The organism is Aeromicrobium sp. CF3.5, assembly GCF_051262695.1.
In the GTDB taxonomy this organism is placed as follows: Bacteria; Actinomycetota; Actinomycetes; order Propionibacteriales; family Nocardioidaceae; genus Aeromicrobium.
In genome coordinates this window covers 1-12232 of record NZ_JBIMEZ010000016.1, presented here as the reverse complement: position 1 = coordinate 12232, position 12232 = coordinate 1, and the positions used below count along the sequence as shown (strand labels likewise).

Below are 12232 nucleotides of genomic sequence, written 5' to 3'. Positions count from 1 at the left end.
CGGTCCCGGAAGTCCCAGAGGAAGCCGAGCGGGTCGAGGTCCTGCCAGACGAAGTGCGACGGATCCCAGTTCAGACCGAATGCCTCACGGTGGCCGATCGCGTCGAGAGCTGCGTGGGTGGTCCAGTAGTCGTACGCGATCTCGCTGGGGTGCACCTCGTGGGCGAAGCGCACGCCCTCGGCGTCGAACACGTCGAGGATCGGGTTCCAACGGTCCGCGAAGTCCTGGTAGCCGGCCGCGATCATGGCCTCGGAGGCCGGTGGGAACATCGCCACGTACTTCCAGATCGAGGAGCCCGTGAAGCCGACCACGGTGTCGACGCCGAGCATGCGGGCGGCGCGAGCGGTGTGCTTCATCTCTTCGGCGGCGCGCTGGCGCACGCCCTCGGGGTCGCCGTCGCCCCACACCCGTGACCCGACGATGTCCTGGTGGCGCTGATCGATCGGGTCGTCGCAGACGGCCTGGCCCTTGAGGTGGTTGGAGATCGCGTGCACCTGCAGACCGTGCCGGTCCAGGATGTCCTTGCGGCTCTGGATGTGGTCGGGATCCTCCACCGCGGCCCACGGGTCGAGGTGATCGCCCCAGCAGGCGATCTCGAGGCCGTCGTAGCCCCAGCCGGCGGCCAGCTCGGCCACCTGCTCGAACGGAAGATCGGCCCACTGGCCGGTGAACAGGGTGATCGGTCGGCTGCTCATCTCATGCTCCTGTCTCGATGGTGGTGCCGGACGCTGCGCTCTGCTCGATCGCGGCCAGCACGCGTTGGACGGCGAGGCCGTCGGCGAAGGACGGGATCGGGTCCGCGCCCTTGGCGATGTCGGTGACCAGGTCGAGGACCTGGTGGGTGAAGCCGTGCTCGTAGCCGAGCCCGTGGCCGGGCGGCCACCAGGCATCGACATACGGATGGGTCGACTCGGTCACGAGGATGCGCCGGAATCCGGCGACCGCAGGATCCTCGGTGGCGTCGAAGAACTCGAGCACGTTCATGTCCTCGTAGTCGAAAGCCAGCGAGCCGAGTGTTCCGTTGATCTCGAGCCGCAGTGCGTTCTTGCGGCCGGTCGCGAACCGGGTCGCCTCGAAGACGCCCAGGGCGCCGCCGACGAAACGGGCGGTGAAGGCGGCCGCGTCGTCGACGGTCACCGGACCACGCTCGGCGTCGGGGGATGCCGATCCGCCGAGCGTCGCGTGATCACCCCCGAGGGGGCGGGTCTGGACGAAGGTCTCCATGAGTCCGTTCACCGAGGCGATGGGGGAGCCGGTGACGAACTGGGCCATGTCGATGATGTGAGCGCCGATGTCACCCAGAGCCCCGGATCCGGCCAGCGACTTGTCGAGTCGCCAGCTGAGCGGAGCGTTCTCGTCGGCGAGCCAGTCCTGCAGGTACTGGCCCCGCACGTGCCGGATGGTGCCGAGTCGTCCCGACGCGACCAGCTGACGGGCCAGTGCGACAGCAGGGGTGCGCCGGTAGGTGAAGCCGACCATCGCTCGCACGCCGCGTTCGGCTGCGGCGGAGGCGGCGGCCGCCATGGCCTCGGCCTCGGCGACCGAGTTGGCCAGAGGCTTCTCGCACAGGACGTGCTTGCCGGCCTCGAGGGCGGCGATCGCGATCTCCGCATGCGTGTGGCCGGGGGTGCAGATGTCGATGACGTCGATGTCGTCGCGTTCCAGCAGGGCTTGCCAGTCCGACTCGACCGACTCCCAGCCGAATCGGCGGGCGACATCGCCAGCAGCGTCCTCGTTGCGCCCGCAGATCGCGCGCAGACGCGGGTGCAGCGGCAGGTCGAAGAAGGCAGGGGCGGTGCGCCACGCCTGCGAGTGGGCCACGCCCATGAAGGCGTAGCCGATCATGCCGATCCCGAGATCGGTCCGTGTGTCGCTCATGCGGGCAGCTTTCGTGTGGTGGTGTTCAGCGGGGGAAGCAGGGTGGGGACCCGCGACGGACGTGTCGCGAGTCCCCGACCGGTCAGGACTCGAAGGCGGACGGAAGGTACGTGTCCACGTTGTCCTGGGTGACGACCGGCGCCGTCAGCTTGATCTCGCGAGGAACCTCGATCTCGGCAAGGTCCGACAGCGACTTGCCCTGCACCAGCAGGCGGGCGAGCTTGATTCCGTCGGCGGCCTGGGTCGACGGGTAGACCACCGTCGCCTTGAGCACCGAGTTGCCGGCCTTGATGTCGCGCATGACGTTGGCCGAACCCGCGCCGCCGATCATCGCGAACTCGTCACGGTTGGCATTCTTGATCGCTGCCATGACGCCGACTCCCTGGTCGTCGTCGTGGTTCCACAGGTAGTCGATCTGCGGTGCGGCCTGCAACAGGTTCGATGCGGCCTTCTCGCCGGACTCGACCGTGAACTCCGCGGCGACCCGGTTGTCGACCGACAGGCCGCAGGACTCCAGAGCGTCGGAGAAGCCCTGTGAACGTTCCTGGGTCAGCGGCAGGGAATCGATACCGGCGATCTCGGTCACGACCTTGTCCTCGGAGCCGGCGGCGTCCTCGCACACGAAGGTCCCGGCGGACACGCCCATGCCGTAGTTGTCGCCCAGCACGGTGGTGCGGGCGGCGAACGGTGAGTTGAACTCACGGTCGACGTTGATCACCGTGATGCCGGCATCCATCGCCTTGCGGGCCACGGTGGTCATGGCTGCACCGTCGAAGGGCAGCAGCACGATGGCGTCGACCCCGTCGTTGATGAAGGTCTCGACCTGCGAGATCTGCAGGTTGACGTCGTTGGTGCCCTCGGCCACCTTCAGCTCGACGTCGTCGTACTGCTCGGCCTGGGCGATGGCCGACTTGCTGATCGAACCCATCCAGCCGTGGTCGGCGGCGGGCGCGGAGAAACCGATGACGACCTTGTCGCCGGGCTTGTCGTTGTCGGTGTTGCTGGTGCCGATGGCCGCGCTGGTGTCGTCATCGCTCGTGCTGTTCGTGCACGCGCCGAGGACGAGCGTCGCTGCCGCAGCGGCGCCGAGCGCGGCCAGGCTGCGACGGCGGTGGGTGATCGTGGACATGTGTGCTCCTTGGTGGTGGGGGGCGTGCGGTGGTGAGGGCTGTGCTCAGGCCTTGCGATTCGCGATCCGCTGCTGGAGAAGGACGGCGATCACGATGATCACGCCCTTCGCGACGTTCTGGGACGACGTCGAGAGGTTGTTGAGCGTGAAGACGTTGGTGAGAGTGGTGAAGATCAGGACGCCGAAGAGCGTGCCGACGACCGTGCCGCGTCCGCCGCTGAGCAGCGTCCCCCCGATCACGACCGCCGCGATGACGTCGAGCTCGAGCAGGGTGCCGTGCGTCGAGGACCCGACCGTGGTGCGCGACATGAGCATCACGGCGGCGATGCCGCAGGTCACCCCGAGCAGTGCGTACAGGTAGACGGTGTGCCGCTGCACCTTGATGCCGGCGAGGCGTGCCGCCTCGGGGTTGCCGCCGACGGCGAACGTCCGGCGTCCGAACGTGGTGCGGTTCAGCAGGAACCAGCCGGCGGCCGTGACCACCGCGAAGATGATGACGATCACGGGGATGCCGAGCGGCTCGGCGCCGAAGAAGTCGGTGAAGCCCTGGTTGCTGATGATCTGGGTCTTGCGGTCGGCGACCAGCTCGGCGAGCCCGCGGGCCGAGGCCAGCATCGCGAGCGTCGCGATGAACGGGACCACGCGTCCGTAGGCGACCAGCAGTCCGTTGATGGTGCCGCAGATCGCACCGACCAGCACCGCGGCGAACACCATGGCGATCCAGCCGATGCTGTCGGCCATGGCCTGGGTGCCGGTGGTGGTGGCCCAGACCGATGCGAGCGCCACGATGGCGCCCACCGACAGGTCGATGCCACCGCCGGTGATCACGAACGTCATGCCGACCGCGACCACGCCGGTGACGGTGGCGAGCCGCAGGATCGTGACCAGGTTGTCGACGCTGGCGAAGCGCTCGCCGGCGGTGACGACGCCGACGACGCACAGGATCACCAGCGCGATCACGAGGCCGAGGTTGCGGGCCAAGCCGGGGGAGCCGCCGCGGTCGCCGCGGCTCGGAGTGGGTGTGGGAACGGTCAGTGAGGGATCGTTCAGGGTGGTCATGCGACCTCCCCCTTCTGTGGGTGGGTCGGCCGGTCGTGGATCGCCAGGATGCGGTCGAGGACCCCTGCCGCGTCGATGTCGTCGCTCGGACCCTCGTGCACGATCGAGCCCTCGGCGATGACGAGAATGCGATCGGACAGGCCGAGCACCTCATCGATGTCACTGGAGACGACGATCAGGGCGACGCCGGAGTCGGCGAGCTGGCGGATCAGGGCGTAGATCTCTGCTCGGGCTCCGACGTCGACGCCGCGGGTGGGCTCGTCGAGCAGCAGCACCTTGCATCCTCGCAGCAGCCATCGGGCCAGGACGACCTTCTGCTGGTTACCGCCTGACAGGGTGCGGATGATCCGGTCGGGTGCGTCGGGACGTATGTCGACGGAGCGAGCGGCCTCGTGCGCGGCCGCACGCTCGGCGCTCTCGGCAGAGATGCCGAACCGGGAGAACCGATCGAAGCTGGCCAGGGACACGTTGCGGTGCACGGCGTCGTCGAGGATCAGACCCTGAGACTTGCGTTCCTCGGGGCACAGTCCGAGGCCAGCGCTGACAGCGGCGTCCACCGAGCCGTTTCGCAGCCGGGTGCCCTCGACCTCGACCGTGCCGTGATCGGCGCGCCGTGCCCCGAAGATGGTCTCGACGATCTCGCTCCGACCAGCGCCGACCAGGCCGGCCAGTCCGATGATCTCGCCGGGGCGGACCTCGAGACTCACGTCGCCGAACTCACCCCTGCGACCCAGGCCGGACACCTTCAGCAGGGGAGCGGCGTCGGCGACGCCGGGTCGAGAGGGGAACACCGAGGAGACGGTCCGGCCGGTCATCAAGGTGATGAGATCCGCCGTGGGGGTGTCCGTGGCCGAGATGTCACTGGCCACGGTGCGCCCGTCCTTGAGCACCGTGAGCCGATCGCCGATGCGCCGGATCTCCTCGAGCCGGTGCGAGATGTAGATGATGGCCGTCCCGGCTGTACGCAGGTCGCGCACGACCGTGAAGAGGCCGTCGACCTCGTCGGAGTCGAGCACGGCTGACGGCTCGTCCATGACGATCACCTGGGCGTTGCGGGACAGGGCGCGCGCCATGGACACGATCTGCTTGCCGGCGGCCGACAGCGATCCGACCTCGCGGGTCGGGCGGATCTCGCGGTGGCCCAGTCGAGCCAGCAACGCCCTTGCGGTGTGGTTCATCTCCGCCCGGTGGGTGATACCGGCCCGCGCCCGCTCGTGACCCAGGAAGATGTTGTCGGCCACGCTCAGTCCGTCGACGAGGTCGAGCTCCTGGTAGATCGTGGCGATCCCGGTGTCGAGCGCCGCCTGTGGATTGGTCAGCGTGATGGGCGAGCCCTCCCAGGCGATGGTGCCGGCGTCGATGCCGTGCGCCCCCGACAGCACCTTGATGAGCGTCGACTTGCCGGCACCGTTCTGGCCCAGCAGGCAGTGCACCTCGCCAGCGCGTACGACCAGATCGACACCGTCGAGCGCGCGGACTCCCGGAAACTCCTTGACGATGCCGTGCATCTCGAGCAGGGGAGGGTGGGGGGCGGGCATGACTGTGAGGCTAGTCACCCCTTATGTCGTTCGTCAAGCAAAAGTCTGGTGCAAATCGACATAGTTCCTCGATCTTCCGACAGCCAGGTGTGGAACACTGGTGAGCATGTCTGCCGAGCCTGTCGAGCCCGTGCTGCCGCCGACACTGGCCGGCACCGGTGAGCTGTTCCAGCTGCTGCGCGACGGCACCCCGCGCACGAAGGGCGACCTCGCCCGCCTGACGTCCATGGCCCGTTCGACCATCACCTCACGCATCGACGCCATGCTGGCCGCCGGTCTGCTCGAGCCCGTCGGGGAGGCGGCATCGACCGGCGGGCGCCCGCCCACGCGGTACGCCTTGAATCGATCGGCGAGGATCGTGCTCGCCGTCGATCTGGGTGCATCGCACGCCACCGTCGCGTGGTGCGATCTCGGCGGGCGGGTGCTCATCGACCGGACGATGGCATCCGACATCGCTGATGGACCAGTCCCGGTGCTCGACCGCATCGTGGCCCGGGCCGTCGACCTGCTGGCCGAGATCGACCGCCACGTCGTCGATGTCGCCGGCGTGGGCATCGGTGTCCCCGGACCCGTCGAGCACGCCGCGGGGAGGCTTGCCAATCCGCCGATCATGCCGGGCTGGCACGACTTCGACATCCCTGCACACCTGGGACGCACCTTCAGCGGCCCGGTCCTGGTGGACAACGACGTGAACCTGATGGCCCTGGGGGAGTACGCCTCGGCATGGCCCACTGAGCATCTGCTGTTCGTCAAGGTCGCCACCGGCATCGGCGCGGGGATCGTCACGGAGGGGTCCTTGCTGCGCGGATTCCTCGGTTCGGCCGGAGACCTCGGGCACGTCCAGGTGGCCGGGCCGGGATCCGACGTGGTCTGTCGTTGTGGCAATCACGGCTGCCTCGAGGCTGTCGCTGCGGGTCCCGCGATCGCCACGCGTCTGCGTGAGCAGGGCGTGCAGGTGAGCTCCTCGCAGGACATCGTCGATGCCGTCAACTCCGGCGATGTCGCCGCGCTGCAGGCCGTCCGCGAGGCGGGGCGCGCCATCGGCACGGTCCTGGCCACGTGCGTCAACCTGCTCAATCCCTCGGTCATCGTCATCGGGGGCAAGCTGTCGGAGTCCGGTGAGTACCTGCTGGCCGGAGTGCGCGAGATCGTCTACCAGCGCTCGCTGCCGCTGGCCACGAACGATCTTCGGATCGTCGGCACCACGGTCGGCCCGCTGGGCGGGATCCTGGGTGCCGGGGCCATGGTGGTCGACGCCGTGCTCGCGCCTCCCGCGGTCGACGCCTTCGTGGCTCGCGCCACCGCCTGACCCCCACTGTTTCGTCCAAGGTGAACGGTCAGTCCCGGCTGGCCTGCCGGTCCTCGACGCGCTGACGGGCCCGTCCCATTCCGGGCAGCTTCGCCATCATCGCGTTGACCTCGGTGGCCATGTCGAGCAGGTCGTGGATGTCGGCGCCGACGTTCTCCATGTTCGAGATGATCGGCAGGAGGTCGGTCTCCAGCGTGCCCACGAGCATCGGCAGGTGGTCGACGAGCTGGACGAGTGCCTCGACCTCCTCAGGGCTGGTGCTCCGGGCGAGACGGTCGAGGGTCGGCTGCAGGCGCTCGAGCGACGGGGCGAACGAGTCGAGCAGCCGTTGGGCGCGATCCAGGGTCGGTTCGACGCTGCCCACCGTGCCGGCCGTGCGCACGATCAGGGCGTTGGCATCTGCCACGACACGATCGGTGCGCTGCACGACCTCGTCGGCCGCAGCCCGTGTCTCTTCGATGCGCTCGATCAGCGCGTTCGCGCCGCGTACCAGGGTCTCGGCCTCGCCCAGCAGCGCGAGGGCCCGCGGCAGCAGTGACGTGGCCTGATCGATCAGCCCCTGTCCGCGAGCGAGCACGGCAAGGGGATCGGGAACAGGCAGGCGCATCCCTGCAGGCTAGTCCTCCCGGGCACGCGAGTCCGGTATCGGTGTGGGCGGGAACACCCGAGAACTTGCTGAGAGGGGCGCGGCACCCCGAGATCGCGGGTTCGTCTGCCTACACTCAATCGAGTGATTCGATTCGACAAGGTCACCAAGACCTATCCGGGACAGAAGCGCGCTGCGCTCGACGCCGTCGATCTCGAGATCGAGAAGGGCGAGTTCGTCTTCCTCGTGGGGGCCTCGGGCTCGGGCAAGTCGACCTTCTTGCGTCTCGTGCTGCGCGAGGCCCGCCCCACGGCGGGCCGCGTCTACGTGGCCGGCAAGGAGATCAACAAGCTCTCCAGCTGGAAGGTGCCTGCTCTGCGCCGGCAAGTGGGCACGGTGTTCCAGGACTTCCGGCTCCTCCCAGACAAGAACGTCACCGAGAACGTCGCATTCGCTCTGCAGGTGATCGGCAAGCCGCGCGCGGAGATCGCCCGTCTCGTTCCCGAGACGCTGGAGATGGTCGGCCTCGACGGCAAGGGTCATCGCATGCCCGACGAGCTGTCCGGCGGCGAGCAGCAGCGCGTGGCGATCGCCCGCGCCTACGTCAACCGGCCGATGATCCTCATCGCGGACGAGCCCACCGGCAACCTCGACCCGTCCACCAGTGTGGGCATCATGAAGCTGCTCGATCGCATCAACCGCACGGACACCACCGTGGTCATGGCCACGCACGACTCGACCATCGTCGACCAGATGCGCAAGCGCGTCATCGAGCTCGACGGCGGTCGCATCATGCGCGACGAGGCCCGCGGCATCTACGGCTACCAGAACTAGGAGGGCATCGTGCTCACCTCATGGCGCGAGCTCTTCCGGAGCATGGCGCGCAACAAGTCCATGTCGATCTCCTTGGTCGTCACCATGTCGGTCTCCCTGCTGCTGGCCTCTCTCGGCCTCCTGATGCAGATGCAGGCAGACCGCACCGAGAACTTCTACGGCGACAAGCTGCAGATCCAGGTCAACCTCTGCACCGACAACTCCCCGGCGGCCACGTGCGTCGGTGGCGTGGCCAACGATGCGCAGAAGGCTGCCGTGCAGGAAGCGCTGGAGACGAACTCAGAGGTCAAGTCCTTCGAGGTCCGCAGTCCGGCCGACCTGTTCGACCGGGCTCGCCAGACCCTCGGCACGTCCGAGACGGGCCGCAAGCAGCTCGAGACGATCAGTCCCGACTCCTTCCCCGAGTCGTACCTGGTCACGCTCAACGACCCCCAGGAGTCAGCGAGCATCACCAGCCAGGTCAGTGGACTCGACGGCGTGGGCAGCGTGACGTCGTTGCGCGAGCTGCTCGGCCCGCTGTTCACCTTCTTGGACAACATGAAGTTCGCGGCGCTGGGTGTGTCCCTGCTGCTGATCGTCGCGGCGATCCTGCAGGTGTCCAACACGATTCGCATGACGGCATTCGCGCGTCGCCGCGAGATCGGCATCATGCGATTGGTCGGCGCCTCCAGCTGGCACATCCAGCTGCCCTTCGTGCTCGAGTCGTTGCTCGCCGCGCTGTTGTCCGCGGCCCTGGCGGCCCTGGGCCTCGGAGCGTTCGTCTACTTCGTCGTCTACCGCTACCTGCGGACCTCGCTGGGTGAGCTCACCACGTGGGTGCGATGGAACGAGGCGATCTTCGTCATGGGCATCACCACGGTGCTGGCGCTCGCGCTGGCGCTGATCCCGACCCTGGTGATGACGCGCAAATATCTCGACGTATAGGACTCATAGACCTAGACGTGTGACGGATGTGACGTATGGTGTGCGAGAGACTTACCTCGTCCTGCCTAGAGGACACCCTTCCCTGAGGTTGATTCATGCGTTGTTCGATCCTTGCCAAGCCCACTGCGACCAAGGCCCTGGTGGCTGCGTCACTCACCGCTCTGCTGATCGGTGGGTTCGCGGCCCCCTCGATCGCCGACGACAAGAGCGACCTGCGCGATCAGCGCAACGGCGTCAGTGGCCGCATCGGCTCCGCGCAGGGCAACGTCGCCGAGTCGACCAAGGAGCTCAAGGCCGCGCAGGCCAAGCTCGACGCGGCCCAGGCTGAGCTGAACTCGGCCCAGGCCGTGCTGGGGGAGACGCGAGCTCAGCTGGCCGTGGCGAAGGCCGAGGACGCGCGTCTGCAGGCCGAGCTTGAGGCCACGCAGGCCAAGCTCGACGCCGCGGTGGCCAAGCTGGAGAAGAGCGAGAAGGAGCTCAAGGCCTCCGAGGCCGAGGTCGAGGCGTTCACGGTGCAGAGCGTGCAGCAGGGCGACAGTGGCATGCGTGCCTTCGGTGGCCTGCTGACCGGCGAGAAGCCGTCAGACTTCACCGAGCAGATCTCCATCAACACCTCGGTGGGCGACGCCCAGCTGGCCACGATGCAAGAGCTCGATGCCACGCGAGTGGTCCTCAAGCTCAAGCGCGACGAGGTCGAGCAGCTGCGCAACCAGGTCAAGCAGCAACGCGAAGAAGCCGCCGCGAACCTGCAGCAGCAAGAGGAGCTCGAAGCCGCAGCTGCGGCACAGGCCGCATCCGTCGCCGACCTGGTCGCCAAGCAGGCCGGTGCCGCGAAGGAGGCCGACTCGGCGCTGCAGAGCGACCTGGGAGTCCTGCAGGAGCTCGAGTCCGAGCGAAGCCGACTCAACAACCGTCTGGCGGCCATCGCCGCGCGCGAGGTCGCCGAGGCCCGGGCCCGCGCCCAGGCCCAGGCCCAGCAGAACAGTCGCGGTGGCGGTGGCGGTGGCGGAGGTGGCGGCGGCGGATCCTCCAGTGGCGGATCGTCCGGCGGCTCTTCAGGTGGCGACGGCGGCGGCGCGTTGTCCCGCCCGGTCGGCGGCCCGACCACCTCGCAGTACGGCATGCGGCTGCACCCAGTGACGGGTGTGTACAAGCTGCACGACGGCATGGACTTCGGTGTCGGGTGTGGAACACCGATCCGCGCGGCTGCCTCGGGCACGATCATCGAGCAGTACTTCAACGCCGGCTACGGCAACCGCGTCATCGTCAACAACGGCGTCAAGCGTGGCCAGAGCGTCATCACGACCTACAACCACCTGTCCCGCTTTGCCAAGGGGCCGGGCGCCAGGGTCAGCCGCGGCGAGGTCATCGGGTACGTCGGCAGCACCGGATACTCCACCGGCTGCCACCTGCACTTCATGGTGATCGCCAACGGCTCCACCACGAACCCTGCGGGCTGGCTGTAAGCCGGGCGCACTCGTCCCTCGCGCTCACCACCACGGCTCGCCGGGGCTCGCCACGGGCCGGCCTGCCGCGCTTCGCACGGCCACCCGCTCGCGTGAGAGCATGGTTCAGTGCCTCAAGAGACCGGCCGCCAGCTGGTGGCCCAGAACAAGAAGGCACGCCACGACTACCACATCGAGGACACCTACGAGGCCGGTCTCGTCCTGACCGGAACCGAGGTCAAGTCGCTGCGGGCGGGGCGTGCCTCCCTCGTCGACGGCTTCGGAGAGATCGACCGCGGCGAAGCCTGGCTCCTGCAGGTCCACATCCCGCACTACACGTTGGGAACGTGGACCAACCACGAGACCCGACGCCGTCGCAAGATGCTGCTCAACCGCTCCGAGATCGACAAGATCGAGCGGCGCACCACCGAGAAGGGGCTCACGATCGTGCCCCTGTCGTTGTACTTCAGCGATGGTCGGGCCAAGGTCGAGATCGCCCTCGCCCGCGGCAAGAAGACCTTCGACAAACGCCACGCCATGGCGGAGCGCACAGCACTCAACGAGGCGCAGCGCGACCTGGGCCGCCGGCTCAAGGGCATGTGAGCGAGCGCCTCCCCATGCGAGACGTCGACGTTCCGGCGTACCTGACGTCGCTGGGTGTGCCGGGCATCGTCGATGTCCACACCCACTTCATGGCGCCACCGATCATGGCCAAGGTCTGGGCCTACTTCGACAGTGCTGGATCTGACGCTGCCGCGTCGGGGGCCGGCGCTCTGCTGGGTGGCAGGTCCTGGCCGATCACCTATCGCGGCACCGATGACGAGCGCGTCGAGCAGCTCCGTGCCCTGGGGGTCCGGCGCTTCTCGGCCCTGTCGTACGCCCACAAGCCCGGCATCGCCGGATACATGAACGACTGGACGCTCGGGTTCGCCGATCGCACCCCCGACGCGCTGCGATCGGCGACCTTCTACCCCGAGCCGGAGGCCGCGACCTACGTGCCGCAGCTGATCGCCGACGGCGTCGACGTGTTCAAGGTCCACGTGCAGGTGGGCGACTTTGCCCCCAACGACCCCCTGCTCGAGCCGGTCTGGGGCGCCCTGGCCGACAGCGGCACGCCGATCGTGCTGCACGCGGGCTCCGGCCCTGCTCCCGGCCGATTCACCGGTCCCTCCGCAGTCGCCGACGTCCTGTCCCGACACCCTCGGCTCGCCCTGGTGATCGCCCACCTCGGGATGCCGGAGATGACCGAGTTCCTCGACCTGGCGGCGCTGCACGAGCGGGTGCGCCTCGACACCACGATGGCATTCGTCGACTTCTTCGCCGCGCCGGTGCCGGACGGGGTCCCGCAGCGCCTGGTCGAGCTGCAGGACAAGATCTTGTTCGGCACCGACTTCCCGAACATCCCCTACCAGTACGCCCACCAGATCGAGGCCCTCGAGCGACTCGAGCTGGGCGATGACTGGATGCGTGCGGTGCTGTGGAACAACGGCGCGTCCTTGTTCGACGTGCCGGCCTGAGGGCGACGAGCCT

General features: G+C 68.2%; 12 protein-coding genes. 6 read left to right on the top strand and 6 right to left on the bottom strand.

Features of this window, described 5'->3' with window-relative positions; genetic code table 11:
* The 5 genes from ACHAA3_RS16640 to ACHAA3_RS16620 form a co-directional block, all read right to left on the bottom strand.
* Window positions 1–695 (bottom strand): sugar phosphate isomerase/epimerase family protein (locus ACHAA3_RS16640; protein WP_435710213.1); only part of this gene is annotated, 695 nt, incomplete at its 3' end.
* A 1-nt stretch (window position 696) separates the two neighbouring features.
* Entirely contained in the window at window positions 697–1878 is a 1182-nt protein-coding gene (locus ACHAA3_RS16635) for a Gfo/Idh/MocA family protein (protein WP_435710212.1), read from the bottom strand.
* A gap of 82 nt (window positions 1879–1960) precedes the next feature.
* Window positions 1961–3007: a substrate-binding domain-containing protein gene (locus tag ACHAA3_RS16630; protein WP_435710211.1), complete on the bottom strand. Its 1047-nt coding sequence runs from the start codon at window positions 3005–3007 to the stop codon at window positions 1961–1963.
* Between the two features lie 45 nt (window positions 3008–3052).
* Window positions 3053–4066 carry an ABC transporter permease gene (locus ACHAA3_RS16625; RefSeq protein WP_435710210.1) on the bottom strand — a complete coding sequence of 338 codons (1014 nt, stop codon included), beginning with the start codon at window positions 4064–4066 and terminating at the stop codon, window positions 3053–3055.
* Window positions 4063–5604: a sugar ABC transporter ATP-binding protein gene (locus ACHAA3_RS16620; protein ID WP_435710209.1), complete on the bottom strand. Its 1542-nt coding sequence runs from the start codon at window positions 5602–5604 to the stop codon at window positions 4063–4065. The genes ACHAA3_RS16625 and ACHAA3_RS16620 overlap by 4 nt, the downstream gene beginning before the upstream one ends.
* A 106-nt stretch (window positions 5605–5710) precedes the next feature.
* Here ACHAA3_RS16620 and ACHAA3_RS16615 point away from each other — a divergent pair, with 106 nt between their 5' ends.
* Window positions 5711–6913, top strand: a complete 1203-nt coding sequence (locus tag ACHAA3_RS16615; RefSeq protein WP_435710208.1) for an ROK family protein — start codon at window positions 5711–5713, stop codon at window positions 6911–6913.
* Between the two features lie 28 nt (window positions 6914–6941).
* Here ACHAA3_RS16615 and ACHAA3_RS16610 read toward each other — a convergent pair whose 3' ends face one another.
* Window positions 6942–7520 carry a hypothetical protein gene (locus tag ACHAA3_RS16610; RefSeq protein ID WP_435710207.1) on the bottom strand — a complete coding sequence of 193 codons (579 nt, stop codon included), beginning with the start codon at window positions 7518–7520 and terminating at the stop codon, window positions 6942–6944.
* 123 nt (window positions 7521–7643) lie between these two features.
* Between ACHAA3_RS16610 and ftsE the strand changes: the two genes are divergently transcribed.
* From ftsE to ACHAA3_RS16585, 5 genes are all read left to right on the top strand, one after another.
* On the top strand, window positions 7644–8333 hold the full coding sequence (gene ftsE / locus ACHAA3_RS16605) for a cell division ATP-binding protein FtsE (protein WP_435710206.1): 690 nt from the start codon (window positions 7644–7646) through the stop codon (window positions 8331–8333).
* Between the two features lie 9 nt (window positions 8334–8342).
* On the top strand, window positions 8343–9257 hold the full coding sequence (ftsX, locus tag ACHAA3_RS16600) for a permease-like cell division protein FtsX (RefSeq protein WP_435710205.1): 915 nt from the start codon (window positions 8343–8345) through the stop codon (window positions 9255–9257).
* 95 nt (window positions 9258–9352) lie between these two features.
* Entirely contained in the window at window positions 9353–10723 is a 1371-nt protein-coding gene (locus ACHAA3_RS16595; protein WP_435710204.1) for a peptidoglycan DD-metalloendopeptidase family protein, read from the top strand.
* Window positions 10724–10831: 108 nt separating this feature from the next.
* Window positions 10832–11305, top strand: a complete 474-nt coding sequence (gene smpB, locus ACHAA3_RS16590; RefSeq protein WP_435710203.1) for an SsrA-binding protein SmpB — start codon at window positions 10832–10834, stop codon at window positions 11303–11305.
* Window positions 11306–11319: 14 nt separating this feature from the next.
* Window positions 11320–12219 carry an amidohydrolase family protein gene (locus ACHAA3_RS16585; protein ID WP_435710202.1) on the top strand — a complete coding sequence of 300 codons (900 nt, stop codon included), beginning with the start codon at window positions 11320–11322 and terminating at the stop codon, window positions 12217–12219.
* Window positions 12220–12232: the final 13 nt, after the last annotated feature.

Coding starts and splice junctions, on each gene's coding strand:
- ACHAA3_RS16635 (WP_435710212.1), bottom strand. CDS start 1,878: ATGAGCGACACACGGACCGATCTCGGGATCGGCATGATCGGCTACGCC.
- ACHAA3_RS16630 (WP_435710211.1), bottom strand. CDS start 3,007: ATGTCCACGATCACCCACCGCCGTCGCAGCCTGGCCGCGCTCGGCGCC.
- ACHAA3_RS16625 (WP_435710210.1), bottom strand. CDS start 4,066: ATGACCACCCTGAACGATCCCTCACTGACCGTTCCCACACCCACTCCG.
- ACHAA3_RS16620 (WP_435710209.1), bottom strand. CDS start 5,604: ATGCCCGCCCCCCACCCTCCCCTGCTCGAGATGCACGGCATCGTCAAG.
- ACHAA3_RS16615 (WP_435710208.1), top strand. CDS start 5,711: ATGTCTGCCGAGCCTGTCGAGCCCGTGCTGCCGCCGACACTGGCCGGC.
- ACHAA3_RS16610 (WP_435710207.1), bottom strand. CDS start 7,520: ATGCGCCTGCCTGTTCCCGATCCCCTTGCCGTGCTCGCTCGCGGACAG.
- ACHAA3_RS16595 (WP_435710204.1), top strand. CDS start 9,353: ATGCGTTGTTCGATCCTTGCCAAGCCCACTGCGACCAAGGCCCTGGTG.
- ACHAA3_RS16585 (WP_435710202.1), top strand. CDS start 11,320: ATGCGAGACGTCGACGTTCCGGCGTACCTGACGTCGCTGGGTGTGCCG.